Origin of the sequence: Lelliottia sp. AC1, assembly GCF_023278595.1 — a bacterium.
Lineage (GTDB): Bacteria > Pseudomonadota > Gammaproteobacteria > Enterobacterales > Enterobacteriaceae > Enterobacter > Enterobacter nimipressuralis.
This window is the reverse complement of record NZ_CP025699.1, coordinates 3,366,189-3,392,078: the sequence shown is the minus strand read 5'-3', so window position 1 is coordinate 3,392,078 and position 25,890 is coordinate 3,366,189. Positions and strand designations below refer to the sequence as shown.

Sequence of the window (25,890 nt, the reverse complement as noted above, 5' to 3'; positions counted from 1 at the left end):
ACAGGTAGGCCGGATACGGCGCAGCCGCCATCCGGCAAAACCCTATGACGACAACCTCAACCTTCTCCTTTACCCATCGCCCGTTGGTTCCTTTCGCCCATGACTATCAGCACGGCGACAGCGAGCCGTGGCATCAGCACGACTGTGCCCAGCTGTTGCACAGCCTGAGTGGGGTAGTGCGGGTCGATACCAAGGCAGGCTGCTGGGTGGTCCCCCCGGGGCGTGGCGTCTGGCTGCCCGCCGGAACACAGCACGCCATCCGTATCACCGGCAAGGTGGCGGCACGCACGCTATTTATCGATCCCCTGGCCCGCGCCGATCTCCCCGCCTCGTGCCAGATCGTACAGATCTCCCCGTTGCTGCGCGAACTGATCGTCAGCGCATTCGATCTGCCTGAATCGTATTCTCCCGGCAGCCGAGACGAGCGCGTTTATGAGCTGATCCTCGATGAAATCCGCCTGATGCCGGTGCTGCCATTCTGTTTGCCTGAACCGGAGACGGACGCGCTGCGCCAGCTCTGTCAGCAAATCCGCCGCGCGCCAGAGAATAACTGGAGCAGCGCGCAGGCCGCCAGCCTCACCAGCATGAGTGAACGTACCCTGAACCGCCATTTTCAGCAGCAGACCGGGTTGAGCTACGGGGAATGGACGCGGCGGGCACGCCTGCTGGAAGCGCTGGTGCGTCTGGCGCAGGGCCAGCCGGTGCTGCGCGTGGCACTCGAACTGGGCTACGGCAGCCACAGCGCCTTCACGGCAATGTTCCGCCGGGTGATGGGGATCTCACCCAGCGACTATTTCAAAGACGCTTAACCGACCGCGTTTAACAGCGCCTGAAGCGAGGCGCGCGCCACGTCGTTATCGATGCCCACACCCCAGCGGCTAGTGCCATCCTGAAACAGACAGCGAATATAGGCCACCGAGCGGCTGTCGCTGCGCTCGCCCAGCGAGTGTTCGTGATAATCCTTAATCACAAACGGCGTACTCAGCCAGAGACGCATCCCGCTGGCCGCCGCCGATAACAGACCGTTTCCTTGCCCCTCAAGCTGGCGCGTACCGCCATCGACGGCGACAGTGGCGGTTAAGCGCAGCTGCCCGTCCTGCTGACTCTCACTGCGGTAGCTTTGCAGGGCAAAATGCGGCGTTGCCACCAGGCCGTAACGCGCCCGAAAAAGCTGCCACAGCGCGTTTTGTGTCATCTCTTTGCCGTGGCTGTCTGTTTCTTGTTGTACGTGCTGGCTGAAATCTTGCTGCAGGGCGCGGGGCAGTTTGAGTCCGTGATTTTGCTCAATCAGCCATGCGCTGCCGCTTTTCCCCGACTGGCTGTTAACGCGGATAACCGCCTCGTAGGAACAGCCGATATCCTGCGGATCGACCGGCAGATAGGGCATCTCCCAGCGTTCATCCGGTTGACGGGCATCGAAGCCTTTTTTGATCGCATCCTGATGGGAGCCGGAAAAGGCGGTATACGCCAGACGCCCTGCCCATGGATGGCGCGGATGAACGGGCAGCTGATTGCAGCTCTCCACCACCTCGACGACCTGGGTCATGTTGCTGAAATCGAGGTGAGGGCTAACACCCTGGCTGTATAAATTCATCGCCAGCGTGACCAGACAGACATTCCCCGTGCGTTCGCCGTTGCCAAACAGACAGCCCTCCACGCGATCGGCCCCTGCCATCACCGCCAGTTCTGCGCTTGCCACGCCCGTGCCGCGATCGTTATGCGGGTGAACGCTAATGCACACATCGCGGCGGCGGCTAAAGTGGCGGCAAAAATACTCAATCTGATCGGCGTAGACGTTCGGCGTGCTGACTTCCACGGTTGCTGGCAGGTTGATGATCATCGGCCTTTGCGCGCACGGCTGCCAGATCTCTGCAACGGCTTCACAAATCTCCAGCGCAAATTCCGGCTCGGTAAAGCAGAAGGTCTCCGGGGAGTATTCGTATTGCCAGTGTGTCTGCGGATTTTCCTCGCACAAGGTGCGGATCTGGCGCGTTGAGCGCACGGCCAGCGCAATAATCTGAGCTTTATCCATGCCAAACACCAGGCGGCGGAACAGGGGCGCGGTGGCGTTATACAGATGAATCGTTGCCTGTTTTGCCCCGCGTAAGGATTCGAAAGTGCGCGTAATCAAATCTTCCCGCGCCTGGGTGAGCACCTGAATAGTGACATCATCGGGAATGCGGTTTTCTTCAATCAGCTGGCGGACAAAATTGAAATCGGTCTGCGAGGCGGAGGGGAAGGCGACTTCAATCTCTTTAAAACCACAGCCGAGGAGTAAATCCCAGAACTGCAGTTTACGCGCGCTGTCCATCGGTTCAGCCAGCGCCTGATTGCCATCGCGTAAATCGGTGGAGAGCCAGCGCGGTGCCTGGGTGATGCGTTGCTCCGGCCAGCGACGGTCGGGCAGGGAGACAGGCGTATAGGGTTGGTATTTTTGTGCGGGGTTTTTCAGCATGATGCGCTCCTGTTGTCTTTTCACTATCGTGAAGCGATTTCAGGAGCGCTGCTTTATCAGGACTGACAGAAGCTGTAGAGAAATGGACAACTTTCCCGGCGAAGCGGCGCGTTAGTGCGCGCCACCGCCGCCACCGCCCGCGCCGAACGGCGGTTTGGCAAACCAGATCAACCCCAGCAACAGAATGAAAATACCCGCAGAAATCCAGAAGATTTCGTTGGCGGAGATAATCAATCCCTGGTTGGTGATCTGCTGGGCAATCCAGCCAGACGCCTGCTGCTCCGTCATCCCCATACTTTGCAGCTCAGAGTACATCTGCTGGGCGTTCGGGTTAAACGGATTCACCGATTCCGTCAGCTGCGCATGGTGCAGCGACTCGCGGTTAGTCCACAGGGTCGTGGTGATAGACGTCCCGATGGAGCCTGCCAGCGTACGGGTGAAGTTCGACAGGCTCGATGCCGCCGCCATCCGTTCCGGCGGTAAGCCAGAGAGCGTGATGGTGGTCAGTGGCATAAAGAAGCACGCCACGGCGAAGCCCTGAATAAACTGCGGCCACGCGGACGCGCCAAAGTCCATTCCCGGTTCGAAGGTGTACGCACGCCAGTAGAAGCACACCGCATACATAATAAAGCTGAAGGTCACCAGTCGACGCATGTCGAGCTTATGGGCAAAGCGGCCAATAATCGGCGACAGCAGGACCGGAATCAAACCGACCGGTGCCGAAGCCAGACCCGCCCAGGTTGCCGTGTAGCCGTATACCTCCTGCAACAGCTGCGGCAGCAGAACAATCGCGCCGAAATAGAGCATATAGGCGAGACTGATACACAGGCAGCCGATGGTGAAGTTTCGCGACTTAAAGAGCGACAGATCGACTATCGGGTTATCGTCCGTCAGCTCCCAGACAATCAGGAAGCTGATTGCCACCACGGCGACCACGGTGAGGACAATGATCTCCTGCGACGCAAACCAGTCCAGCTCTTTACCCCGGTCCAGCATGATCTGCAGGCTGCCGATCCCTAACACCAACAGTGCCAGGCCCACGCCGTCGATGCGCCGCTGCTCGGTTTTGGTTTCCCGACCGCGCAGAGATTGCAGCGTCATCAGCACCACTAACGCACCGATGGGCACGTTGATGAAGAAGATCCAGCCCCAGTGGTAGTTGTCGCTGATATACCCACCGAGGATCGGGCCACAGATCGGCGCGACGATAACGGTCATCGACCACAGCGCCAGAGCGATTGAGCGCTTGGCGGGCGGGTAGTTATTCAGCAGCAAGCTCTGGGAGAGCGGGATTAACGGCCCGGCGACAATCCCCTGAATCACACGGAAGAAGATCAGCATGGTCAGGCTGTTGGACATGCCGCACGCCCAAGAGGCGATGACGAACAACACCGTTGACCACAGGAACAGTCGAACTTCCCCGACGCGTTTCGCAAGCCACCCGGTAATCGGAATGGAGATCGCATTCGCGACCCCAAACGAGGTGATCACCCAGGTCCCCTGGCTCAGAGACGAGCCAAGGTTACCGGCGATGGTCGGGATCGCCACGTTTGCGATGGTGGAGTCCAGCACCTGCATGAATGTCGCCAGCGACAGCGCAATGGTCATAATGACCAGCTGCGCCCCCTCCAGCGGTTTTTGCTGTTGCATACCGCTCACCTTCGGATTAACCGGCGTTCGCTTTCACGATGTCGTCAATCAGCGTGTTGACCGGATCAAGGCTGATTTCACGGGCGTTGCTTTCATAGGCCGGATGGTTTCGGACCTGATTCGCCAGCATCTGACCTTCGCGGTCAGCGGTATCTACCGTTACCAGGGTCGACAGACCGATACGCAGCGGGTGATCCGTCAGCTGTTTCGCGTCCAGTTCAATACGAACCGGCAGACGCTGAACCACTTTGATCCAGTTACCGGTGGCGTTCTGCGCAGGCAGCAGGGAGAACGCGCTGCCGGTACCCATATCCAGACCGACCACTTTACCGGTGTACTTCACGTCGTCGCCGTAAATATCACTGACGATAGTCGCGGTCTGGCCAATACGCATGTGGGCCAGCTGCGTCTCTTTGAAGTTGGCATCTACCCACAGATTGTTCGCCGGAACCACCGCCATCAGCGGCGTCGTGGTGCTAATCTGTGCGCCAGGCTGAACGGAACGACGGGAGACGTAACCGGTCATCGGGCTGACAATTTTAGTACGTTGCAGGGCAAGCCAGGCGTTACGCACTTCGGTTGCCGCCTGTTTAACGGCAGGCTGCTCTTCAAGATGAGTACCCAGAATCATCGCCTGGTTGGCGTTATACTGCTGGATTGCCACGTCAAGCTGCGCCTGCGCGCTGGCCACGGCGTCACGCGCGTGTTGCAGCTCTTCACGGCCAATCAGATTGGCGGTGCCGAGCGGTACACGACGATTCAGGTCGCTCTGCGCCTGCGCGAGGGCGGTTTTCTGCACGTCGATGCTCGCCTGCAACTGCTTGCTGTTGATCATCGACTGACGGGTTTGACGCACGCTTGAGGCCAGCTGCGTCTGCGCTTTTTCAAACGCCTGCTGCGCATCGGTCGGATCGAGCGTGACCAGCACATCTCCTTTTTGCACAAAGTCGGTATTGTCAGCCCAGACTTTCGTCACGCTGCCCGACACCTGCGCCATAATCTGAACCTGGTTCCCTGCCACGTATGCGTCATCGGTCTCTTCAATATGACGCAGTACTAAAAACCAATAGATCCCATATGCCACGGCAATAATAATAAAGAGCAAAGTCAGCAGCAGAAGGGCGCTTTTGCGTTTGCCTTTCTTAGTGTTGACCGGTTGCTGCGGGGGAGTGTTCTCCGCATTTGCGCTCATTGTAGTTCTCCACGATCTTCTTATTTTCACATCGGCTGGGCCGACCTGTTGTCAGAAAGGCCAGCAGTGTAACGTGCTGGCCTATCAGTATTTCTTATGTAATCTGGATGGTTGAGCGTGTCGTCGCGTTAGCTTAGCGCCTCGAGAATGGCGCCCTCTTCGTCCATCTGATCCAGACGGGTGAGGAGCTTGCGAGTGATGTGCTCTAGCTGGTCGCGCTCAGTTGTGCTCAGGGCAGACCAGAGCTGATGCAGACAGTTGTGCTGAGGTGGAAGCACCCCACGCAGGAATTCATGACCTTTATCGGTCAGTTGCAGATGCAGGCAACGGCGGTCGTTGTCGCTTTCACGGCGTTCAATCCAGCCACGTTTTTCCAGCTCATCCGCGATGCGGGTCGCGTTAGTGCGAGAAGAACCCAGGGCGCAGCTCAATTCAGAGGGCTGAATGCTGTGATCTTCCTGAGATTCCAGGGTAATTAACGCCATAAACAACGTCTCGTTAATCCCTTGAGCTTTCAGCATTTTATTGCGGTTATCCAGCAGCTTACCCTGCATGTGCATGCAAAGACGGGTTAACAGGATCTCCTGATACGGAAAGTCCTCGTAGCGACTGGCGCGAAATTTAAGCATTTGTTCAATTGGGGTAAACGAACTATCCATTTGGGCATGACCTCATTAATTACAGTCGATATAGTAACGACAGTGACAAATAATGTAAATGAATTATTTGTGCGGTTATATCCGCCAAACTGATATCACTGTCAGAAAGTGCCGGGCGAATCCGTGACCCGGTAAGCACAGAAATGAAAGGGCTAACGCCCACGAAAGACGGGGTCGGGTGATGAGAAACAGCATGAGGTTTCAAACAGAACGGAAATGTCGGCAATCTGATGGGGCCGGGAGCAGCCAGTAGGTCTGAACTATTCATGCGGTATTCTAATATGTCACCCACAGTAAAATTTCTGGGATAAATAATTACGCTCACCTTAACAGAGTGCGGGGCTGCTTAACACCCTAAGAAGCCCCAAACCGATGTAAAGCTTAGATAATGGCTTCCTGAAGGTGATAGCCGCGCCACCAGATGAGCAGGTTAACGGCTGCAACAAGGGTACCGACCACGCACACGCCGGTCCAGCCGTAATGCTGCCACGCGGACGCCGAGATCAGGGAGCCTGCAGCACCGCCGATAAAGTAGCTGGTCATGTAACCGGCAGTCAGGCGGTTACGAGCCTCGGGCTTCACGCGATAGATCACCGTCTGGTTAGTGATATGCACGCCCTGAACGGTCAGGTCGAGGACCAGAATCCCGACAATCAGCGACAGCACCGAGATATGCCCGTACCAGATCGCCGCCCAGGAGAGGAGCAGCATCACCAGCCCGGCGGAGGTTGTGAGATGGGATTTGCCTTTATCCGCCAGACCACCGGCAGGGCGAGCGCCCAGCGCACCGGCCGCACCCGCCAGACCAAACAGGCCAATTACCCCTTCGGAATAGTTGAATGGCGGCGAGGCCAGCAGGAAGGCCATTGAGGTCCACAGAATGCTGAAGTTGGCAAAGGTGAAACACCCCAACAGCGCGCGCGTTCTCAGAAGTTTATCCTGGGTGAACAGGCTGAACACCGAGCCGAGAAGCTGAGGGTAGTTAAGATGATTTTCCTGCTTCACTTTTGGCAGGCCGCGCCACAGGGCAAAGGCCATCACGACCATCAGGACGCTGGCGACCCAGTAGACCGTGCGCCAGCCGCCAAGACTTGCCAGCAGCCCGGCAACGGTTCGCGCCAGCAAAATCCCCAGCAGCAGGCCGCTCATGATCGTTCCCACCACTTTGCCGCGCTTTTCTGGCGCCGCGAGCGTGGCGGCCAGCGGCACGAGGATCTGGGCCACGACCGAGAACAATCCGGTCAGCGCCGTACCGAGGATCATCATCCCCAGCGACTGGCTGGAGGCGGTAATTAACATCCCGCCCGCTGCCAGCAGCGTCATGGAGACGATCAGTCTGCGGCGTTCAAACATATCGCCGAGCGGCACGAGGAACAGCAGGCCCGCGGCGTAGCCGAGCTGGGCGGCCGTCACAATAAAACCGGCGGAACTGGCGGAGAGCGAAAAGGCGCGGGCGATGGTGTCGAGCAAAGGTTGCGCATAGTAGTTACTGGCAACCGCAAGGCCGGTAGCTACAGACATGAGCAGAATAAGTGCCGGGCTAAGCCCTTGAGAAGTTTTCGTCATGAGAGTCAGGAATCGTGAGTTAAGTGATTATTTTTTCAGAAACCATCATAACGGATGAATGTGAATGTTGGGGATTTGTTGCGTGGTGGTTTGTGCGGTTTAGGCCAGGGGGAGTTTGATGCCCTCACTCTAACCCCCTCCCGACGGGAGAGGGCGAGGTAAGGGAAAAGCGTTACTTCTGCGCTGCCAGCGCCTCGTTCACCCAGCCGTCAAACTGCTGCTGGTGGGCTTTGATCCAGCCGTCAACGTGACCCTGGACATCGGCTTCAGACGATTTGCCTTCATGCATCATCGCATTCTGCGCGTTGATATCAGCCAGCGGCAGTTTCATTACCGAGAACAGCTTCGCCGCCGCCGGATTTTTCTCAGCCCAGGCTTTGTTCGCGACGATATGCATGGTGTTCACCGGGAAACCGTAGTTCATGCCGTTCGGCAGCTTGGTATCGATATCTTTCTGCTCACCTGGCAGAGAAGAGAACGGCACCTGCAGCCACACCACGTCTTTACCTGGCTTCAGCACGTCGCTCACCCAGTACGGCGTCCAGGTGTAGTAGATCACCGGTTTACCCTCTTTAAAGCGGGCGATGGTATCTGCCATCATCGCGGAGTAGTTACCGTGGCTCACGTCGACGGTCTTTTCCAGATCGAAGGCTTTGTTCTGGTGGTTAATCACCGCCTCACAGCCCCAGCCCGGCGAACAGCCCATCATGTCGGCTTTGCCGTCACCGTTGGTATCGAACAGTTTGGCGATCTTCGGATCTTTAAGCTGCTCAACATTGGTGATGTGGTATTTGTCGGCGGTTTTCTTGTCGACCAAATAGCCCTGCGCAGCGCCGGTCACGAAGGTCCCTTCGCGGTAAAACTTCTTACTCCCGCCGGCAGCGGCATACATATCATCATGCAGCGGCTGCCAGTTCACGGCGGTAAAGGTCGCATCGCCAGAGGCAATCGAGGTATAGCCTACGTTGTAATCCACTTCGCTCGGTTTATTGACCGTATAACCCAGTTTTTCCAGGGCGCGGCTGACGATCATGGTCTGGAAGGACTCTTCCGAAATTGTGCTCTGTACCGGTTGAACGGTAATGCCTTTACCCGGCAGGTCAGCGGCGAATGCGCTGGTAGAGACAAGGGTGGCAAACGCTGTGGCAAAAAGGATGTTATGTCGCATCGTTGTTCCTTATTTAATGAATGGACGGGTAATCAACCCGACCGGGCCGGTGCTGTACCAGCGACGGTTGCCTCGACTGCGTGAATCGCGACCGACTGCCTGAGTCAGGCGGTCAAGAATAATGGCGAGGATCACGATCCCGACGCCGCCCACGGTGGCCAGTCCCATATCGAGACGACCGATACCGCGCAGGACCATCTGGCCGAGGCCACCCACGGCAATCATTGAGGCGATCACCACCATCGAGAGGGCGAGCATCAGCGTCTGGTTCACGCCTGCCATAATGGTGGGCATCGCCAGCGGGAGCTGCACTTTAAACAGCATCTGACGCGGGCTGGCACCGAACGAGCGTGACGCTTCGATCAGATCGGCTGGCACCTGGTTAATCCCCAGAATGGTCAGACGGATAATCGGCGGCAAGGCGAAGATAATGGTCACGACCACGCCCGGTACGTTACCGATCCCGAACAGCATTACGATAGGCACCAGATAGACAAACGCCGGCGTGGTTTGCATCGCATCCAACAGCGGACGAATAATTTTCGCCGCCCTCGGGCTGCGCGCCAGCCATATGCCCATCGGCAAACCGATCACTACGCAGAACAGCAGGGCGGTGAGCACCAGCGCCAGAGTAATCATCGCCTGAGACCAGGCACCGATAGCACCAATCAAAATCAGTGAAATAAGTGTGGCGATCCCCATACCTGCACTGCCGAACTGCCACGCAATGAGCGCGAACAGCGCAATGGCAACAGGCGCGGGCATTCCGAGCATCATCTGCTGGAAGCCGTTGAGGATGTAATCCACCGGAACGCGAATGCCCTGGAACACCGGACGGAAGTGGGTCACCACCCAGTCGATGCCTTCGGTCACCCAGCTGTCCAGCGGGATCAGGGTTTTATGGAACGGGTCCATAATATTGAAATGTTCTGGTGCGGGCGCCGGAGCGCTGTTGAGCCAGTCGGCGGTGCTACCGCCGTCAGCGGGCGCAGGCGCAGAAGTTCCCCATGCGTCTGCCGATTGTGCGGCGCTATCTGCCGCTTCTGTGGTTCCCCACGGATTAGATTGATCAGCCATTGTTTGCCCCCTCGCGATCTAAAGCCTGCAGCAACATGCGTTTTGAGATGATGCCGACGTACTGTTGTTCTTCTCCAACGACCGGAACCGCGCAGGGTGCCTGGCCGACGTGAGAGAGCAACTCGCTGAGCGGCGTTTCGGCGTCCACGGCAAGCGGAGCGTCGAGTAACGCCGCATCGATTCCCTGGTTTTCGCTAAGCGCTTTTTTCAGAGAGTCGATGGAGACAATGCCTACAAATTTATTACCGCGCTCAATGACATAGCCATATTCGCGGTCTTCGTCCTGCAGCAGTTTCAGCGCCGAGCGCGGGCCAAAACCTGGCGTGCGGCGAATAATGCCATCCAGCGCGCGGCGGGAAATATCTTTCGCGCTAAACACCTGGCTAATATCCACGCCCCGGAAGAAGGTGCGCACATAATCATTGGCCGGATTATTCAGAATTTCGTCCGGCGTACCGACCTGCACCACTTCGCCATTTTGCATAATGGCAATGCGATCGCCAATACGCATCGCTTCATCGAGATCGTGGGAAATAAAGACCACGGTTCGCTGATGTTTTGCTTGCAGTTTTACCAGCTCATCCTGCATCTCGGTACGAATTAATGGATCGAGGGCCGAGAAGGCTTCATCCATTAATAAAATATCGGGATTGATGGCTAATGCGCGGGCTAAACCGACGCGCTGACGCATACCGCCAGAAAGTTCATCCGGATAGCCGTGGGCATAATTTTCCAGTCCCACCTGGCGTAATGCATCCAGCGCTTTTTCCTGGCGAATCGCCGCAGGGATTCCCGCTAATTCCATACCGAAAGCGGTATTATCCAGTACCGTCATATGTGGCATTAGCGCGAATGACTGGAAGACCATCGCAATCTTTTTCCTGCGCACCTCACGAAGCTCGGCGTCAGATATTCTGGCGATATCAACGCCATCAATCAGCACCTGTCCGCGGGTGGGTTCAATCAGGCGATTGAGAAGGCGAACCATAGTGGATTTACCCGAACCGGATAACCCCATGATGACGAAAATCTCGCCTTCTTCAATTGCCAGACTGGCGTCTTTAACGCCAAGGGATAATCCTGTCTTCTCCAGGATTTGTTCTTTTGAAAGTCCTTTTTCAATATATTTGAACGCGCGCTGCGGATGCTCGCCAAATACTTTATAGAGATTTTTAACTTCTAATTTAATTGCCATGCAATAGAGTAATTCCCGTTATTTATTAGCGTCGATATCAATACCATTAAAAATAATGAACTGGCCATACCCTAACATACTGAGAATCTGAGACAACCCTTGTGCCGCGTGTGGCACGAATTTTGCCGGTGGTGAAATGGCTGAATTTCCCATGAGGTAAGGGCTGAGCGGGTGTCGAATTTTTCTGAGATTTTTGCCGCGCGGTCGGGGAATTTCTTCTGGATCGGAATGATTCAGGAGAATATGACGCTGGAATTACAGTATAGATTACAGGGAATATTTGTGGGGAAAAATGGGATTTATATTAAATTAACGAGCGTTAGGTCTGGCGATTTGACGATCCCCTCTCCCGAAAGGGAGAGGGCTAAAATGAAGGGAAAAATACCGTGCTAAAAATCCCAGTCCTCGTCCTCCGTTTCCACCGCTTTACCCATCACGTAGGATGAGCCGGACCCGGAGAAGAAGTCGTGGTTTTCGTCGGCATTCGGCGAGAGCGCCGCCAATATCGCCGGATTCACCTCCGCCATCTCCGGCGGGAACAGCGCCTCATAGCCGAGATTCATCAGCGCTTTGTTGGCGTTGTAGCAGAGGAACGCTTTGACATCCTCCTCCCAGCCGGTTCCCGCATACAGCTCTTCCGTGTAGCTCAGCTCGTTGTCATAAAGATCCATCAGCAAATCCAGCGCAAAACCTTTCAGCTCCTCGCGTTTTGCTTCGCTAATTTTCTCCAGTCCTTTCTGATATTTATAGCCGATGTAATACCCGTGAACCGCTTCGTCGCGGATGATCAGGCGAATCAAATCGGCGGTGTTGGTCAGCTTGCCGCGACTCGACCAGTACATCGGCAGCCAGAAGCCGGAATAGAAGAGGAAAGATTCCAGGAACACGCTGGCGATTTTCTTCTTCAGCGGCTCATCGGCCTGGTAATACTCCAGCACCAGCTGGGCTTTGCGCTGGAGCGGGGCACTCTCTTCGCTCCAGGTATAGGCCGCATCCACATCTTTGGTCTGGCACAGCGTCGAGAAAATCGAGCTGTAGGAACGGGCGTGGACCGCCTCCATAAAGCTGATATTCGACATCACCGCCTCTTCGTGAGGCGTCAGTGAATCCGCCATCAGCGCCGGGGCGCCGACGGTGTTCTGAATAGTGTCCAGCAGCGTCAGCCCGGTAAACACGCGAATGGTCAGCTGCTGTTCGGCGTGGCTGAGGGTGGCCCACGCCGGAATATCGTTGGAGAGCGGCACTTTTTCCGGCAGCCAGAAGTTGCTGGTCAGGCGGTTCCACACCTCCAGATCTTTATCGTCCTGAATTTTGTTCCAGTTAACGGCGCATACGCGTGACAGTTTCATCCTTTCTCCTTACAGCGCGCAGGACACGCAGCCTTCAATTTCGGTGCCTTCCAGCGCAAGCTGACGCAGGCGAATGTAGTACAGGGTTTTGATGCCTTTCTTCCAGGCGTAAATCTGCGCCTTGTTGATATCGCGCGTGGTGGCGGTATCGGGGAAGAACAACGTCAGCGACAGCCCCTGATCCACATGGCGGGTCGCCTCGGCGTAGGTATCAATAATCTTCTCCGGGCCGATTTCATAGGCATCCTGATAGAGCGCCAGGTTCTCGTTGGTCATAAACGGCGCGGGATAGTAGACGCGTCCGGTTTTGCCTTCCTTGCGGATCTCAATTTTCGAGACGATAGGGTGAATGCTCGACGTCGCGTGGTTGATATAGGAAATCGATCCGGTTGGCGGCACCGCCTGCAGGTTCTGGTTGTAGATGCCGTACTGCATGACGTCGGCGCGCAGCTGCCGCCACATCTCGCGCGTCGGAATCGGGACCCCGGCACGGGCGAACAACGCCCGCACTTTCTCGGTTTTCGGCTGCCAGTCACTTTCCAGATACTGATTAAAATACTCTCCGCTGGCGTAGCGCGACTGTTCAAACCCGGCGAAGCGCTGGTTACGCTCGCGGGCCAGCATCATTGAAGTATGCAAGGCATGCCAGGTGATGGTGTAGAAATAGAAATTGGTGAAATCCAGCCCTTCGGCACTGCCGTAAGGAATGCCTTCGCGCGCCAGATAGCCGTGCAAATTCATCTGTCCCAGCCCGATGGCGTGAGACGCGGCGTTCCCGGCTTCGATCGACGGCACGCTGCGGATGTGGCTCATGTCCGACACCGCCGTCAGGCCACGAATCGCGGTTTCCACAGTGCGGCCAAAATTCGGGGAATCCATGGTATGGGCAATATTCAGTGAGCCAAGATTGCAGGAGATATCTTTGCCTGTTTCGGCGTAATCCAGATTCTCGTCGTAAGTCGACGCGCTGTTGACCTGCAAAATCTCCGAGCACAGGTTGCTCATGTTGATGCGCCCGGCAATCGGGTTAGCGCGGTTTACCGTGTCTTCATACATGATGTACGGATAGCCGGACTCGAACTGGATCTCGGCCAGCGTCTGGAAAAAGTCGCGGGCATTAATGGTTTTTTTGCGAATGCGATCGTCAGCGACCAGTTCGTCGTACAGTTCGCTAATGGCCACATCGCCAAACGGCTTGCCGTAGATACGCTCAATGTCATAAGGCGAGAAGAGGGCCATCTCGGCATTCTCTTTCGCCAGCTGGAAGGTGATATCCGGGATCACCACCCCGAGGGACAGCGTTTTGATGCGGATTTTTTCGTCGGCGTTTTCGCGTTTGGTATCGAGAAACCGCAGGATATCCGGGTGATGGGCGTGGAGATACACCGCGCCCGCGCCCTGACGCGCACCCAGTTGGTTAGCGTAAGAAAACGCATCTTCCAGCATTTTCATCACCGGGATCACGCCAGAGGACTGGTTTTCAATGCGCTTGATCGGCGCGCCGGACTCCCGCAGATTCGACAGCAGAAACGCGACCCCGCCCCCGCGTTTGGAAAGCTGCAGGGCCGAGTTCACCGCCCGGCCAATCGACTCCATATTGTCTTCGATACGCAGCAGGAAGCAGGAGACCAGCTCACCGCGCTGGGCTTTCCCGCAGTTGAGGAATGTCGGCGTGGCGGGCTGGAAGCGGCCCGAGAGGATCTCGTCCGTCAGCTGTAGTGCCAGCGCTTCATCACCCTGCGCGAGCGTTAAGGCCACCATACAGACGCGATCTTCAAAACTTTCCAGATAGCGTTTGCCATCGAAGGTTTTGAGCGTGTAGCTGGTGTAATACTTCCAGGCGCCGAGGAACGTCTGGAAACGGAAACCGCTGGCGTGAGCGCGTTCAAACAGTTTCACCACAAAGTCGCGATCGTAGCGCGTCAGCACCCGCGCTTCGTAATAACCTTCGTTGACCAGATAGTCGAGGCGCGCCTGCTGGCTGGCAAAAGAGAGCGTGTTCGGGCGGACGTGGGCGGCAAAAAAGGCCTCCACCGCCTCGTGGTCTTTGCCAAACTGAATATTCCCCTCGCGATCGTAGAGGTTCAGCATAGCGTTCAGGGCATGGTAATCCGTTGAGCCTTGCACTACGCGTTCTGCGGTTGTCGTTGCCAAAATTCGTTCACTCCTTTACGCACGTTCTCTACGTCCTGCTGTGTCCCCATCAGTTCAAAACGATAGAGATACGGCACGCCGCACTTTTGAGAGATAACATCCCCGGCACGGCAGAACGCGTCGCCAAAATTGCGATTGCCTGCGGCGATCACACCGCGAATCAGCGCCCGGTTGTGGGGATCATTAAGAAAGCGGATTGCCTGACGGGGCACCGCGCCCGCCGTTCCACCGCCGCCATAGCTGGGGACCACCAGAATATAAGGCTCGTCTACCTGAATGCGCTCGCGCTCGTTGAGCGGAATACGCACGGCGGGCAGCCCGAGACGCTCGATAAAGCGCAGCGTATTTTCCGAGCTGCTGGAGAAGTAGACGAGCAGACTCATGCGCTGACGGCCTGCGTTTGCAGGCGATTAATCATGTCCGGGCGAAAGCCTGACCAGCTGGTTTCCCCGGCGATCACCACCGGAAGCTGACGAAATCCTTGCGCGCGCAGGGCGTCTGCCGCATCGGGCTGCAAGTCCACATTCACCATCTCAAACGCGACGCCACGGTTTTCCATTGCACGTTTCGTGGCGTGGCACTGAACACAGTCGTTACGAGTGTAAATAGTAATGCTCATGATTCGTATTTCCATTTAGAATGAAGGAGCGGCGCGAATGAGCGCGTCGGGTTGTGTGTGTCTTGTTAGAGGGAATACTAGATGTAGTTGATGTAAGTTTCAACCATACAAGATATGGGATTTATCAATTGATTTTGCCTTGATGATGAGCGATGCGAGGAGGGGCAGGCTGCACGCGGCTTCTGGCGTTTTTTTGACCGTAAAAATAAAAACCCCCGATCGCAGAGGCGAACGAGGGTCAGCAAATGACGCGTTTTAAGGTTATTTACGCAGCGTCAGCAAGGCACCGATAAAAATCCCTACTGCGGCAACGGTCCCCACAGCGTACAACGGTTTTTCACGGATAAAGGTATTGGCACATCCAATCGCATCGCAGGCGGCCTGCGTGGTGCGTGAGCGGCCATGCATCCGGGCGCGGGTTTCACGCAGCAGAGACTGAGCCTTACGTCTGGCGACATCCGCCTCATCCTTTGCATCAGAGCCCCAGGATTTCAATACATCCTCCAGTGTGTCGGCTAATTGGCTGACATCGTTACGAATATCCTGAGCGTCGTCATTAATATCGTTTCGGTTCGGTCTGTTAAACATACGATCCTCCATAATTATGCGTTCACACACAGTTTAGTCCAGGTTTTTAATATCTGAAGCGAGTCACGACTTATCGTGGCCTTTATGGATTTATCTGAAAGCGTTGCCAACGATGATTATTGTAAGGTTGGCCCGCAGGAAAAGATAACGAGGATAAAATATGTATTTACGACCCGATGAGGTGGCGCGCGTTCTTGAAAAAGCGGGTTTCATCATGGATGCAGTGACTCAAAAAACATACGGATATCGCCGTGGCGATAATTATGTCTATGTTAACCGCGAAGCCCGAATGGGACGCACTGCGCTGATTATTCACCCCACCCTTAAAGACCGTAGTTTGTCGTTTGCTGAACCTGCCACGGATATCAAAACCTGCGATCATTATCAGGAATTTCCGCTGTATTTAGCCGGAGAACGGCACCAGCATTACGGTATTCCGCATGGTTTTAGCTCCCGCATGGCGCTGGAGCGATTTCTGACAGGTCTGTTTGGCGAACCGCAATAAACACGCGACTGGCAGCGGCCAGTCGCAGCACTTTACGCCTGAGACTGATGATACTGGCTGACTTTAAACAGGCGGCGACAGTAGTCCAGGAAGTAGCCATAGGCCGCACCCATCAACATCGACACCACAATATTCGAGCTGACGGCAGCCGCAATCTGATGCCAGTCTGCGCCGACGGTCAGCAAAATCGCCACATACACCGGTGACTGGAAGGTGACGTAAGCCAGCACGTCTGCCAGGTTTTTGAGCCAGCCCGACGGGCTAACACGGCGCGCCAGGCGCATAACGGCGTCACGGTAAAAACCATACGGCCATGCAATAAGAATGTTGACCGGAATGGCCACCAGTCTGGAAGAAAGGGACTGCTCAAAAGACATTCCGGAGAGGAATATCTCGATCAGCATGTTCACTACGGAACAGTAGACGACCATCGCGAAAGTGTCTGCAACTGCATGGCGCAGGCGAGACTGCGGTGAGAACATGTCCGAACTCCTTGAGAAGAACACAAAACAGAGATTTTACCTGCAGCGAATGGTGCTTTAGGTTGGTTTGTTGAGCGTGTATAGAGTATCTCTCTGCTTTGAAAGTCACAATGAGTGAAAAATATTTATTTAATGACCTTTTGTCCACGAAATGCTCTAAAACATCCCACTTTTTCTCTACGGTGGTGCTTTCTGTTTTTATCTTGCAAATATGCTTGTAAATCAATTAAATGAGTGAGTATGAGCAATAAGATGTATTCGAGAAAATTATCGTCTCAGCAGACTCAACTTCCGAACGGGTAAAAACGTCGCGACGTGTTATCAATGTTCTATTTTCGCCTGTTTAGTGGTGAATTGTTCTGAACGTTATCTTGTTTAGTTATGCTTAACAGTTGAGTGATTATTCAGCATTGCGCGAGAGAGGGGCAGCGTTTGGTCAAAAACCTGCTCAGAAGAAATAGAAAGTGTGAGCTAAACAAAAGCAATATTGAATGGAATGCAAATAAAGGTAAGGATAATTAATTAAATATTGTTGAATATCCTTAATAAAAGTCTGGGAGGAATCTCGCTGGATATTCAAAGTAAAGTGGATTACCATATTGAACTATTGCTCATTGAATCAACTCATAAAAGGTCTTCAGTAATATGTCTTCAATGTTACAAAATCTTAATAATATCCGTACCCTTCGCGCAATGGCGCGCGAGTTTTCTGTTGATGTGCTTGAAGAAATGCTGGAAAAATTCCGCATTGTTACGGAAGAAAAACGTAATGAGCAAGATGAAATGCAGAGTCAGCAGGCTGAACAGCAGCAGAAAATTAATGCTCTGTTAGAGCTGATGAAAGCTGACGGTATTTCTCCAGAAGATCTGCTGGGTAAAGACGTTCTGAAAGGTGCCAGCCAGCCGCAAAAACGCCAGGCGCGTGAAGCGAAATACCGTTTTACTGACGCTAACGGCGAAGTGAAAACCTGGACCGGCCAGGGCCGTACGCCTAAGCCAATTGCCACTGCGCTGGCAAATGGCCAGTCACTGGATGATTTCTTAATCTAAGTGATTTCACATCAGGGCGGTATCTCACCGCCCTGAGCTTTCAGCAGACGCCGAAATCGCCGTCTTCTTTATACAACGCCACATCCGCCGCCTTCAGCGTAAACTTCTCTCCCTGCTCATTGCTCGCCTGCACGGCAACAATTTGATCGTCATGCACTTCAACGACTTTCAGTTTTGGCCCGCCCATACGTGGCTGCACAACATCTCCAACAGTAAACATAATGTCCTCCTCGTTTTGGTATTTCTTACCTTAGCCCACGTCATCAGCCGGGTACAGGTGTAACGCGTGAATACCCCTTAATCGTTAGTCTAAGTGATTGTAAAAAGGGTAAAGGAGCGTAAAAGCAGACTTAAGGAATGGCGCGACACGGTAAACTCGCTACGCTTAACGTTAAAACTTTTTTTAACAATGTTCTTTTTTTAGCTTGAATGGAGAAAGTATGGGTTTCTGGCGTATCGTTATTACTATTCTGATCCCGCCACTGGGTGTTCTGCTCGGTAAAGGTTTCGGCTGGGCGTTTATTTTGAATATCATTCTGACGCTGCTGGGTTACATCCCGGGGCTTATTCACGCCTTCTGGGTGCAGAGCCGCGATTAAAAACGCGCGTTAATCACGCCACAGTAAATCGCTATATATCCCGGTCAGTACCCCCTGAGGCCCAAACTGCTGTTTGATCCAGCGGGTCACCTGGCCGGTCGCGGCATGCTGCGTGGCCAGCAGCATGCGCGAGTCCTGGCGCGGATTGTTAATGCGTCGCGTCACCAGTAATCCATCTTCTACCGCTTCGCGCGCCATATGTTCCGGTAAAAAACCAATTCCCTCGCCCAAAATCTGACACTGACATTTGGTGTTAAAGTCCGGCACCAGAATCGCCTCCTGCCCGTGCAGCAACCAGCCCACTTTTTTATTGATCGTATGCGCCGTGTCTTCGACCATGATGTTGGGATAGAGGCGCAGCTGGCTCTCGGCAATCGGCTCCGGGGAAAACGCCAGCGGGTGCTGGGGAGAGATAGCAAAAACCCAGCGAATCGCGCCGATTTCCGTGTAATCGATCCCGCCGCCGTCGAGCAGTGTATCCGGCGCGCCAATCGCAATATTGGCCTGATTATTAATGATCGAATCCCACACGCCGTTATACACCTCGGTGGTGACGGTGATCTGGCAGGTGGGGAACTGTTTTTTTAAGACCTGTAACAGCCGGGCGGTATGACGCGGTGTGTATAACAGCTGGTTGATACAGATCCGCACCCGCGCTTCGATACCCTGTGAAATGGTATCAATTCCGCGTTTGATGGCGTGGAAGTCATTCAGCAGATCCGTCGCTTTACGGTAAAAGTAAAACCCGGACTCCGTCAGCTCGATGCTGCGCGTATTGCGCACAAACAGCACCACGTCCAGCCCCGTCTCCATCCGTTTGATGGTGTAGCTGATGGCGGAAGTGGTCACGCCCAGCTCTTCGGCCGCTTTGCTAAAACTGCCGAAGCGTGCGGCGGCGGTAAAGGCCAGCAGGTTCTCTTCGGTAAATATCGAATTCATGGCGCAGCCCTTACATAAGCCTCAGTGGTATTGTTGAATCTATTTGTAATCGCCCGTAACGGCAATCAGTTTTGAACAATATTTAACACTGCAGTTACATCTCGTTTGAGCACTATCACACTTCTGCTATTTTGTTTCAGGCCGCGCCAGGCAAGGCGTGTAGAGACATAAGCAGAATGCGCTTTTACGGCGGAAAAGGGCGTCAACGATAAGAAAAACATTGCACCGACGCACGTTTTGGCCCGACTGTTGATTTCCATTCAATAATCCCTGTCCTTACGATGAATGAAATTTAAGCGGATTCTTTTATCACGGGGCTGTTGCTATTCTCAGGTCATCAGAAATGAAAACATCGGAGTCTGAATATGTCTGCAAATGAACTCGTTACTGAATTTCTGCTGGCGGCAGAGCAGGGCAATCTGGATGCACTCAAAGCCTGTCTGGAAAAAGGGGTGGACATCAATGCCACCAATCGCCAGAAAAGAACCGCCATTATTATTGCCAGCCTGAAAAAGCATTATCCTTGCGTTGAATTCCTTATTTCCGCCGGTGCGGATATCGATAAACAGGACCAGACCTGTTTTAACCCGTTCTTAATTAGCTGCCTGACGAATGACCTCACCTTGCTGCGCATTGTCCTGCCGGCTAATCCGGATCTCGATCGCCTGTCACGCTTTGGCGGCGTGGGGATTACCCCCGCGAGCGAAAAAGGCCACGTGGAGATTGTCCGCGAGCTGCTGGCGCATACGGATATCAACGTTAACCACACCAACTTTGTCGGCTGGACGCCCTTACTGGAAGCCATCGTCCTCAACGACGGCGGGGCGAAACAGCAGGAGATCGTCAAATTACTCCTCGACCACGGCGCCAATCCGCACATGACCGACAAATACGGGAAAACCCCGCTCGAACTGGCGCGCGAAAAAGGCTATCACGCGATTGCTGAACTGCTGTTAGCCGCCGGCGCGTAATGTCTTCGGCAAGCCGTTTCGGGCTTGCCTGACCTGAATTTTTTCACGTTTACCATCATGCCTTAATCATGATGGCGGCCCCCTTTTGCCCGCATTCGGGAGGAAAACATGCCCACCAAAATCGTTATTAAAAAGAATACCTATTTTGATTCTGTCTCACTGATGTCGGTCTCGACCAAAGCCAATAAATTGCCCGGTGTGGAACAGGCATTTGTGGCGATGGCGACTGAAATGAATAAAGGCGTATTAAAAAACCTGGGATTATTAACGCCGGAATTGCAGGACGCTAAAAACGGCGACCTGATGATTGTGATTAAAGGCGAGGCCGCCAGTGACGAAACGCTGGCTGCCATCGAAGCCTTATTTACCCGTAAAGAGAGCGGCGGCGCGCACGAAGCCCGTTTCGCTACCCTCGCCAGCGCCAAAACGCATCGCCCCGACAGCAATCTGGCGGTGATCTCCGTCAACGGCCTGTTCGCCGCCCGCGAAGCACGCCAGGCGCTGGAAAACGATCTCAACGTGATGCTCTTCTCCGACAACGTCAGCCTCGACGACGAACTGGCCCTCAAGCAGCTGGCGCACCAGAAAGGTCTGCTGATGATGGGACCCGACTGCGGAACCGCCATTATCAACGGCGCAGCACTTTGCTTTGGCAACGCGGTACGTCGCGGGCCGATTGGCATCGTCGGCGCGTCGGGGACCGGTAGCCAGGAGTTGAGCGCGCGTATTCATGAGTTTGGCGGCGGAATTTCACAGCTGATCGGCACCGGCGGGCGCGATTTGAGCGAAAAGATCGGCGGCCTGATGATGCTCGACGCCATCGACATGCTGGAAGCCGACGAGGCCACTGAAGTGATCGCGCTCATCTCCAAACCGCCTGCGCCGAAGGTGGCCGAAAACGTGCTGGCCCGCGCCCGCGCCTGCCGCAAACCGGTCGTTGTCTGTTTCCTCGGTCGCAACGAACCGCCAGCCGATGAAGCGGGTTTACAGTTCGCGCGTGGCACCAAAGAGGCGGCCCTGAAAGCGGTTCTGCTCACGGGCATCAAAAAAGAGTCTCTCGATCTCCACCCGCTCAACTGGCCATTAATTGAAGAGGTGCGCGCGCGCCTCACGCCACAGCAAAAGTACATTCGCGGTCTGTTCTGCGGCGGCACCCTGTGTGACGAAGCGATGTTCGCGGCGCTGGAAAAATTCGACGACGTCTACAGCAACATCCAGCCGGACCCGACCAAACGTCTGGCGGATCTCAACGTCAGCCAGGCCCACACTTTCCTCGATTTTGGCGACGATGATTTCACCAACGGCAAACCGCACCCGATGATCGATCCGACCAACCGCATCAGCCGCCTGTTGCAGGAGGCGCGCGACCCGGAAGTGGGCGTCATCGTGATGGATTTCGTGCTCGGTTTCGGCTCTCACGAGGATCCGGTCGGGGTGATGATCGACGCCATCAAAGAGGCGCAGGCCATTGCCAAAGCGGACAACCGCCCGCTTGAGATCCTCGGCTACGTGCTGGGCACCGACCTGGATACTCCGTCCCTGTCGCAGCAGTGCCAGCTGCTGACAGACGCAGGTGTGATCTGGGCGAGCAGTAGCACTAACACCGGATTACTGGCGCGTGAATTTGTCTGCAAAGGAGATAAAGCCTGATGAAAACCTTATTTAACCAGCCGTTGAACGTCATTAACGTAGGCATCGCCCTGTTCAGCGACGATCTGAAAAAACAGCACGTCCCGGTCACGCAGCTCGACTGGACGCCGCCGGGGCAGGGCAATCTGCAGGTGGTCGAGGCGCTGGATCAGCTGGCACAGCCGACCCTTGCCGGGAAAATTGCCGCCGCCAACAAACTGGCATTGGAGCGGATTATCCAGTCCCATCCGGTGCTGGTGGGCTTCGATCAGGCCATCAACGTGGTGCCTGGCATGACCCCTACGACCATCCTGCACGCCGGGCCACCGGTGGCGTGGGAAAACATGTGCGGCGCGATGCGCGGTGCGGTGACGGGGGCGCTGGTGTTTGAAGGGCTGGCTGATTCTCTGAGCGACGCCGAACGCCTGGCGGCCTCCGGGAAAATCACGTTCTCGCCGTGCCACGAACACGACTGCGTCGGCTCAATGGCGGGCGTCACGTCGGCGTCGATGTTTATGCACATCGTCGAGAACAAAACCTACGGTAATCGCGCGTTCACCAACCTCAGTGAGCAGATGGCAAAAATCCTGCGCATGGGGGCCAACGATCAGAGTGTGATCGACCGTCTGAACTGGATGCGCGACGTGCTCGGCCCGATGCTGCGCGATGCGATGAAAATCATCGGCGAAATCGATCTGCGCTTAATGCTGGCCCAGGCGCTGCACATGGGCGACGAGTGCCACAACCGCAATAACGCGGGCACTACGCTTCTGATCCAGGCCCTGACGCCGGGGCTGATTCAGGCCGGTTATTCGGTGGAGCAGCAGCGTCAGGTGTTCGAGTTCGTGGCGAGCAGCGACTACTTCTCCGGCCCGACGTGGATGGCAATGTGCAAAGCCGCGCTGGATGCGGCGCACGGTATCGAATACAGCACCGTCGTCACTACCATGGCGCGCAACGGCTATGAATTCGGCCTGCGCATCTCCGGCCTGCCGGGGCAGTGGTTTACCGGCCCGGCGCAGCAGGTGATCGGCCCAATGTTCGCCGGTTACAAGCCGGAGGACTCCGGTCTGGATATCGGCGACAGCGCTATCACCGAAACCTACGGCATCGGCGGGTTCGCGATGGCGACAGCTCCGGCGATTGTCGCGCTAGTGGGCGGTACGGTGGACGAAGCCATCGACTTCTCGCGCCAGATGCGCGAAATCACCCTCGGCGAAAACCCGAACGTCACCATTCCGCTGCTCTCGTTTATGGGCATTCCGACGGCGATTGATATCACTAAAGTTGCCGCCAGCGGCATCCTGCCGGTGATCAACACCGCCATTGCCCACAAAGACGCCGGGATCGGCATGATTGGGGCGGGCATCGTTCACCCGCCATTTAGCTGTTTTGAAAAGGCGCTGTTGACCTTCCGCGATCGCTACTTTTTATAAGGCAAGCATCCATGAAAAGCATGAAACTGGAGTGGAAAAGAGGTGACTGGGCGGCCTATTTCGGCCTGATGACCAACAACCTGACCAATTTGCTGACCATGATGGGGCTGCTCATTTTTGTCGTCGGCATCCCGAAAGAGATTGTTTATGGACGTATCGCGCCAGCCTTCGGGCTGGCGGTGCTGGTCGCCAGCATTTGCTACGCGTGGTTTGGCCTGCAGATGCAGCGCCAGACCGGGCGCACGGATGTGACGGCTCTGCCCTCTGGCCCAAGCGCGCCGTCCATTTTCACGGTGACGTTCCTGGTGCTGATGCCGGTTTACCAGCAGACCGGCGACGCGGATTTCGCCATCCAGATTGGTCTGGTGTGGTGCTTTGTTGAAGCGATGATTCTGGCGGGCGGCTCATTTTTAGGTGAAACCATCCGCAAGATGATCCCGCGCACCGTGCTGCTGTCGTGCCTGTCCGGTTTAGGTCTGCTGCTGCTGGCGATGAACCCGATGCTGCAGGCGTTCGAAGCGCCGACGGTCTCCTTCATCGTGCTGCTGCTGATCTTCATCAACTGGTTCGGCAAAAAACCGATCTTCGCCCGCATCCCGACCGGTCTGTTGCTGTTGATCGCCGGGACGGCGCTGGCGTGGATCTCCGGTCTGCAAAGCCCGGAAGCGATCAAAGCGTCCATGTCATCGTTCGGCTTTAACCCGCCGGAAGTCCACGTTGACAGTTTCATGCAAGGTCTGCCGCACGCCCTGCCGTACCTGGCCTCGGCGGTTCCACTGGGGCTGGCGAACTATATCTTTGACCTCGAAAACATCGAAAGCGCCCACGCGGCGGGAGACGAATACCCGACCCGCAAGGTGATGCTGGCGAACGGTCTGGCCTCCATGCTCGGCTGTCTGATGGGCAACCCGTTCCCGGTGACGGTCTACGTCGGTCACGCGGGCTGGAAAGCGATGGGCGCAAGCATTGGCTACACCCTGGCGTCGGGCGTCACCATGTTCATCGTGCCGCTTTTCGGGCTGGGGGCCTTTATGCTCGCCATCATTCCGATGACCGCCATCGTGCCGATTCTGGTGTTTATCGGCGTCGTCACCGCCAACCAGGTGGTGAGGGAAACGCCCAAAGTGGAGGTGCCCGTCATCTTTATCTGTCTGTTCCCGTGGATCGCCAACTGGGCGCTGACCATGATGAACAACGTGATGGGCGCGGCGGGAACCAATGCGGCGAAAATCGGCACCGACGTGCTGCACAGCAAAGGCATCTACTACGAAGGGCTGGTGCATCTGGGCAACGGCGCACCGCTCGCCAGCATGCTCTGGGGGTGTATCGCGATCTTCGCCATCATCAATAAACCCCTGCGCGGAGCGATTGCCGCGGCGGTAGGGGCGCTGCTCGCTCTGTTCGGGGTGATTCACGCGCCGGTGGTGGGATTTGCCGAAGGCAGTTCGCTGATGTTTGTGACGGCGTACCTGATGATGAGCGGGATGTTCGTGGTGAAACATGTGCTGGACAGCCGCGAAGTCGCGCGGTCGGTCGCGCCGGTTTCTGAGTCCTGATAATGCCTGATCCCCTCACCCTCATCCTCTTACAGGGGAGAAGGGCCGGGTGAGGGGGCCAGACCGCACCCATAAAGGAAACACAATGAAAGAACTCATGGTCGTCGCCATCGGTGGTAACAGCATTATCAAAGATAACGCCAGTCAGTCGATTGAGCATCAGGCGCAGGCGGTCAAAGCGGTGGCGGAGTCGGTATTAGAGATGCTCGCCTCCGACTACGACATCGTCCTCACCCACGGCAACGGCCCGCAGGTGGGGCTTGATCTCAGGCGTGCAGAGATTGCCCACGAGCGCGAAGGGCTGCCCCTGACGCCGCTCGCCAACTGCGTGGCCGACACGCAGGGCGGGATCGGCTATCTGATCCAGCAGGCGCTGAACAACCGTCTCGCGGCGCGCGGGGAGCAAAAGGCGGTGACGGTGGTCACCCAGGTGGAAGTGGATCAACACGATCCCGGCTTTACCCATCCGACTAAACCTATCGGTGCCTTCTTCAGTGAAGCGCAGCGCAATGAGCTGCAGCTCGCCCATCCGGACTGGCACTTTGTCGAGGATTCCGGGCGCGGCTATCGTCGGGTGGTCGCCTCGCCGCAGCCGGTGCGCATCGTTGAAGCCGACGCCATCAAAGCGCTGACGCAAAAAGGCTTTGTGGTGATCGGCGCCGGAGGCGGCGGGATTCCGGTGATCCGCACTCAAGAGGGGGATTATCAGAGCGTCGACGCGGTGATTGATAAAGATCTCTCCACCGCGTTGCTGGCGCGCGAAATCGCCGCCGATGTACTGGTGATCACCACCGGCGTTGAGAAGGTGTGCATCAACTTTGGCAAGCCGAACCAGCAGGCGCTGGATACCGTCAGCGTGGCGCAGATGACGCGCTACATGGATGAGGGCCATTTCCCGGCGGGCAGTATGTTGCCGAAAATAGTCGCCAGTCTGGCGTTCCTGAAACAGGGCGGCAAACGGGTCATCATTACCTCGCCAGACTGCCTGCCTGCGGCGCTGCGCGGTGAGACCGGCACTCACATTGTGAATGTGTAAAAGAGCACGAAAAGG

Annotated in this window: 26 protein-coding genes; 9 read left to right on the top strand and 17 right to left on the bottom strand. The window is 55.7% G+C overall.

Going from position 1 to position 25,890, the window contains the following annotated elements:
- Nucleotides 1-44 precede the first annotated feature (44 nt).
- Nucleotides 45-809: a helix-turn-helix domain-containing protein gene (locus C0560_RS16080; protein WP_248859056.1), complete on the top strand. Its 765-nt coding sequence runs from the start codon at nucleotides 45-47 to the stop codon at nucleotides 807-809.
- On the opposite strand, the gene leuA is transcribed toward C0560_RS16080, so the two are convergent.
- From leuA to C0560_RS16015, 13 genes are all read right to left on the bottom strand, one after another.
- Nucleotides 806-2,455 (bottom strand): 2-isopropylmalate synthase, encoded by a 1,650-nt coding sequence (gene leuA / locus C0560_RS16075; RefSeq protein ID WP_248859055.1) that lies wholly within the window; start codon nucleotides 2,453-2,455, stop codon nucleotides 806-808. The two genes, C0560_RS16080 and leuA, sit on opposite strands and share 4 nt — an antisense overlap.
- Nucleotides 2,456-2,566: 111 nt before the next feature.
- A complete protein-coding gene (gene emrB / locus C0560_RS16070; RefSeq protein WP_100779186.1) occupies nucleotides 2,567-4,105 on the bottom strand; it encodes a multidrug efflux MFS transporter permease subunit EmrB in 1,539 nt (512 codons plus the stop codon).
- A 16-nt stretch (nucleotides 4,106-4,121) separates the two neighbouring features.
- The gene (emrA, locus tag C0560_RS16065) at nucleotides 4,122-5,297 is read right to left on the bottom strand and encodes a multidrug efflux MFS transporter periplasmic adaptor subunit EmrA (RefSeq protein WP_248859054.1); all 1,176 of its coding nucleotides are present in this window, start codon (nucleotides 5,295-5,297) and stop codon (nucleotides 4,122-4,124) included.
- A 128-nt stretch (nucleotides 5,298-5,425) separates the two neighbouring features.
- A complete protein-coding gene (gene mprA / locus C0560_RS16060) occupies nucleotides 5,426-5,956 on the bottom strand; it encodes a transcriptional repressor MprA (protein ID WP_100779188.1) in 531 nt (176 codons plus the stop codon).
- 381 nt (nucleotides 5,957-6,337) lie between these two features.
- The gene (locus C0560_RS16055) at nucleotides 6,338-7,522 is read right to left on the bottom strand and encodes an MFS transporter (protein WP_100779189.1); all 1,185 of its coding nucleotides are present in this window, start codon (nucleotides 7,520-7,522) and stop codon (nucleotides 6,338-6,340) included.
- A 172-nt stretch (nucleotides 7,523-7,694) separates the two neighbouring features.
- Nucleotides 7,695-8,690, bottom strand: coding sequence for a glycine betaine/L-proline ABC transporter substrate-binding protein ProX (proX, locus tag C0560_RS16050; RefSeq protein WP_100779190.1), 996 nt, complete (start codon nucleotides 8,688-8,690; stop codon nucleotides 7,695-7,697).
- Between the two features lie 9 nt (nucleotides 8,691-8,699).
- Nucleotides 8,700-9,767 carry a glycine betaine/L-proline ABC transporter permease ProW gene (gene proW, locus C0560_RS16045; RefSeq protein ID WP_100779191.1) on the bottom strand — a complete coding sequence of 356 codons (1,068 nt, stop codon included), beginning with the start codon at nucleotides 9,765-9,767 and terminating at the stop codon, nucleotides 8,700-8,702.
- Nucleotides 9,760-10,962 (bottom strand): glycine betaine/L-proline ABC transporter ATP-binding protein ProV, encoded by a 1,203-nt coding sequence (gene proV, locus C0560_RS16040; RefSeq protein ID WP_123428749.1) that lies wholly within the window; start codon nucleotides 10,960-10,962, stop codon nucleotides 9,760-9,762. Before proV ends, proW begins: the two co-directional genes overlap by 8 nt.
- Before the next feature lie 389 nt (nucleotides 10,963-11,351).
- Nucleotides 11,352-12,311, bottom strand: coding sequence for a class 1b ribonucleoside-diphosphate reductase subunit beta (nrdF, locus tag C0560_RS16035; RefSeq protein WP_248859053.1), 960 nt, complete (start codon nucleotides 12,309-12,311; stop codon nucleotides 11,352-11,354).
- A 9-nt stretch (nucleotides 12,312-12,320) separates the two neighbouring features.
- On the bottom strand, nucleotides 12,321-14,465 hold the full coding sequence (gene nrdE, locus C0560_RS16030) for a class 1b ribonucleoside-diphosphate reductase subunit alpha (protein ID WP_248859052.1): 2,145 nt from the start codon (nucleotides 14,463-14,465) through the stop codon (nucleotides 12,321-12,323).
- The gene (nrdI, locus tag C0560_RS16025) at nucleotides 14,438-14,848 is read right to left on the bottom strand and encodes a class Ib ribonucleoside-diphosphate reductase assembly flavoprotein NrdI (protein ID WP_100779195.1); all 411 of its coding nucleotides are present in this window, start codon (nucleotides 14,846-14,848) and stop codon (nucleotides 14,438-14,440) included. The genes nrdE and nrdI overlap by 28 nt, the downstream gene beginning before the upstream one ends.
- Complete coding sequence (gene nrdH / locus C0560_RS16020) at nucleotides 14,845-15,084, bottom strand: glutaredoxin-like protein NrdH (RefSeq protein ID WP_100779196.1); 240 nt, start codon at nucleotides 15,082-15,084, stop codon at nucleotides 14,845-14,847. The genes nrdI and nrdH overlap by 4 nt, the downstream gene beginning before the upstream one ends.
- A 261-nt stretch (nucleotides 15,085-15,345) precedes the next feature.
- Complete coding sequence (locus tag C0560_RS16015; protein ID WP_100779197.1) at nucleotides 15,346-15,672, bottom strand: DUF883 domain-containing protein; 327 nt, start codon at nucleotides 15,670-15,672, stop codon at nucleotides 15,346-15,348.
- Between the two features lie 160 nt (nucleotides 15,673-15,832).
- On the opposite strand from C0560_RS16015, the gene C0560_RS16010 reads away from it, so the two are divergent.
- Entirely contained in the window at nucleotides 15,833-16,177 is a 345-nt protein-coding gene (locus tag C0560_RS16010) for a DUF2002 family protein (protein ID WP_100779198.1), read from the top strand.
- A gap of 32 nt (nucleotides 16,178-16,209) precedes the next feature.
- Here C0560_RS16010 and alaE read toward each other — a convergent pair whose 3' ends face one another.
- Nucleotides 16,210-16,659: an L-alanine exporter AlaE gene (alaE, locus tag C0560_RS16005; RefSeq protein WP_102105408.1), complete on the bottom strand. Its 450-nt coding sequence runs from the start codon at nucleotides 16,657-16,659 to the stop codon at nucleotides 16,210-16,212.
- 645 nt (nucleotides 16,660-17,304) lie between these two features.
- Between alaE and stpA the strand changes: the two genes are divergently transcribed.
- On the top strand, nucleotides 17,305-17,709 hold the full coding sequence (gene stpA / locus C0560_RS16000) for a DNA-binding protein StpA (protein ID WP_100779200.1): 405 nt from the start codon (nucleotides 17,305-17,307) through the stop codon (nucleotides 17,707-17,709).
- Nucleotides 17,710-17,749: 40 nt separating this feature from the next.
- Here the strand turns inward: stpA and C0560_RS15995 are convergent, their stop codons facing one another.
- Nucleotides 17,750-17,929, bottom strand: coding sequence for a hypothetical protein (locus tag C0560_RS15995; protein ID WP_100779201.1), 180 nt, complete (start codon nucleotides 17,927-17,929; stop codon nucleotides 17,750-17,752).
- 220 nt (nucleotides 17,930-18,149) lie between these two features.
- Here C0560_RS15995 and C0560_RS15990 point away from each other — a divergent pair, with 220 nt between their 5' ends.
- A complete protein-coding gene (locus C0560_RS15990; RefSeq protein WP_100779202.1) occupies nucleotides 18,150-18,308 on the top strand; it encodes a YqaE/Pmp3 family membrane protein in 159 nt (52 codons plus the stop codon).
- Nucleotides 18,309-18,317: 9 nt separating this feature from the next.
- Here C0560_RS15990 and C0560_RS15985 read toward each other — a convergent pair whose 3' ends face one another.
- Both C0560_RS15985 and C0560_RS15980 read right to left on the bottom strand, forming a co-directional pair.
- Complete coding sequence (locus C0560_RS15985) at nucleotides 18,318-19,247, bottom strand: LysR substrate-binding domain-containing protein (RefSeq protein ID WP_100779203.1); 930 nt, start codon at nucleotides 19,245-19,247, stop codon at nucleotides 18,318-18,320.
- Between the two features lie 65 nt (nucleotides 19,248-19,312).
- Entirely contained in the window at nucleotides 19,313-19,507 is a 195-nt protein-coding gene (locus C0560_RS15980; RefSeq protein WP_248859050.1) for a hypothetical protein, read from the bottom strand.
- Nucleotides 19,508-19,612: 105 nt separating this feature from the next.
- On the opposite strand from C0560_RS15980, the gene C0560_RS15975 reads away from it, so the two are divergent.
- The 5 genes from C0560_RS15975 (at nucleotide 19,613) to C0560_RS15955 (ending at nucleotide 25,875) form a co-directional block, all read left to right on the top strand.
- Nucleotides 19,613-20,218 (top strand): ankyrin repeat domain-containing protein, encoded by a 606-nt coding sequence (locus C0560_RS15975; protein WP_100779204.1) that lies wholly within the window; start codon nucleotides 19,613-19,615, stop codon nucleotides 20,216-20,218.
- 108 nt (nucleotides 20,219-20,326) lie between these two features.
- Entirely contained in the window at nucleotides 20,327-21,868 is a 1,542-nt protein-coding gene (gene fdrA / locus C0560_RS15970; protein WP_248859048.1) for an acyl-CoA synthetase FdrA, read from the top strand.
- Complete coding sequence (locus C0560_RS15965; protein ID WP_371923354.1) at nucleotides 21,868-23,283, top strand: DUF1116 domain-containing protein; 1,416 nt, start codon at nucleotides 21,868-21,870, stop codon at nucleotides 23,281-23,283. Before fdrA ends, C0560_RS15965 begins: the two co-directional genes overlap by 1 nt.
- Nucleotides 23,284-23,294: 11 nt before the next feature.
- On the top strand, nucleotides 23,295-24,839 hold the full coding sequence (locus tag C0560_RS15960; RefSeq protein WP_248859047.1) for a xanthine permease: 1,545 nt from the start codon (nucleotides 23,295-23,297) through the stop codon (nucleotides 24,837-24,839).
- Nucleotides 24,840-24,924: 85 nt separating this feature from the next.
- The gene (locus tag C0560_RS15955) at nucleotides 24,925-25,875 is read left to right on the top strand and encodes a carbamate kinase family protein (RefSeq protein ID WP_248859046.1); all 951 of its coding nucleotides are present in this window, start codon (nucleotides 24,925-24,927) and stop codon (nucleotides 25,873-25,875) included.
- The last annotated feature ends 15 nt before the right edge of the window (nucleotides 25,876-25,890 follow it).

Excerpts from the sequence above, each read along its gene's own strand:
- C0560_RS15985 (WP_100779203.1), bottom strand. The coding sequence starts at position 19,247 with ATGAATTCGATATTTACCGAAGAGAACCTGCTGGCCTTTACCGCCGCC.
- fdrA (WP_248859048.1), top strand. The coding sequence starts at position 20,327 with ATGCCCACCAAAATCGTTATTAAAAAGAATACCTATTTTGATTCTGTC.
- C0560_RS16010 (WP_100779198.1), top strand. The coding sequence starts at position 15,833 with ATGTATTTACGACCCGATGAGGTGGCGCGCGTTCTTGAAAAAGCGGGT.
- C0560_RS15980 (WP_248859050.1), bottom strand. The coding sequence starts at position 19,507 with ATGGAAATCAACAGTCGGGCCAAAACGTGCGTCGGTGCAATGTTTTTC.
- proX (WP_100779190.1), bottom strand. The coding sequence starts at position 8,690 with ATGCGACATAACATCCTTTTTGCCACAGCGTTTGCCACCCTTGTCTCT.
- nrdI (WP_100779195.1), bottom strand. The coding sequence starts at position 14,848 with ATGAGTCTGCTCGTCTACTTCTCCAGCAGCTCGGAAAATACGCTGCGC.
- alaE (WP_102105408.1), bottom strand. The coding sequence starts at position 16,659 with ATGTTCTCACCGCAGTCTCGCCTGCGCCATGCAGTTGCAGACACTTTC.
- C0560_RS16080 (WP_248859056.1), top strand. The coding sequence starts at position 45 with ATGACGACAACCTCAACCTTCTCCTTTACCCATCGCCCGTTGGTTCCT.
- leuA (WP_248859055.1), bottom strand. The coding sequence starts at position 2,455 with ATGCTGAAAAACCCCGCACAAAAATACCAACCCTATACGCCTGTCTCC.
- C0560_RS16055 (WP_100779189.1), bottom strand. The coding sequence starts at position 7,522 with ATGACGAAAACTTCTCAAGGGCTTAGCCCGGCACTTATTCTGCTCATG.
- proV (WP_123428749.1), bottom strand. The coding sequence starts at position 10,962 with ATGGCAATTAAATTAGAAGTTAAAAATCTCTATAAAGTATTTGGCGAG.
- C0560_RS15975 (WP_100779204.1), top strand. The coding sequence starts at position 19,613 with ATGTCTGCAAATGAACTCGTTACTGAATTTCTGCTGGCGGCAGAGCAG.
- emrB (WP_100779186.1), bottom strand. The coding sequence starts at position 4,105 with ATGCAACAGCAAAAACCGCTGGAGGGGGCGCAGCTGGTCATTATGACC.
- C0560_RS15990 (WP_100779202.1), top strand. The coding sequence starts at position 18,150 with ATGGGTTTCTGGCGTATCGTTATTACTATTCTGATCCCGCCACTGGGT.
- proW (WP_100779191.1), bottom strand. The coding sequence starts at position 9,767 with ATGGCTGATCAATCTAATCCGTGGGGAACCACAGAAGCGGCAGATAGC.
- C0560_RS15960 (WP_248859047.1), top strand. The coding sequence starts at position 23,295 with ATGAAAAGCATGAAACTGGAGTGGAAAAGAGGTGACTGGGCGGCCTAT.
- C0560_RS16015 (WP_100779197.1), bottom strand. The coding sequence starts at position 15,672 with ATGTTTAACAGACCGAACCGAAACGATATTAATGACGACGCTCAGGAT.
- C0560_RS15995 (WP_100779201.1), bottom strand. The coding sequence starts at position 17,929 with ATGTTTACTGTTGGAGATGTTGTGCAGCCACGTATGGGCGGGCCAAAA.
- C0560_RS15955 (WP_248859046.1), top strand. The coding sequence starts at position 24,925 with ATGAAAGAACTCATGGTCGTCGCCATCGGTGGTAACAGCATTATCAAA.
- mprA (WP_100779188.1), bottom strand. The coding sequence starts at position 5,956 with ATGGATAGTTCGTTTACCCCAATTGAACAAATGCTTAAATTTCGCGCC.
- nrdF (WP_248859053.1), bottom strand. The coding sequence starts at position 12,311 with ATGAAACTGTCACGCGTATGCGCCGTTAACTGGAACAAAATTCAGGAC.
- C0560_RS15965 (WP_371923354.1), top strand. The coding sequence starts at position 21,868 with ATGAAAACCTTATTTAACCAGCCGTTGAACGTCATTAACGTAGGCATC.
- nrdH (WP_100779196.1), bottom strand. The coding sequence starts at position 15,084 with ATGAGCATTACTATTTACACTCGTAACGACTGTGTTCAGTGCCACGCC.
- emrA (WP_248859054.1), bottom strand. The coding sequence starts at position 5,297 with ATGAGCGCAAATGCGGAGAACACTCCCCCGCAGCAACCGGTCAACACT.
- stpA (WP_100779200.1), top strand. The coding sequence starts at position 17,305 with ATGTCTTCAATGTTACAAAATCTTAATAATATCCGTACCCTTCGCGCA.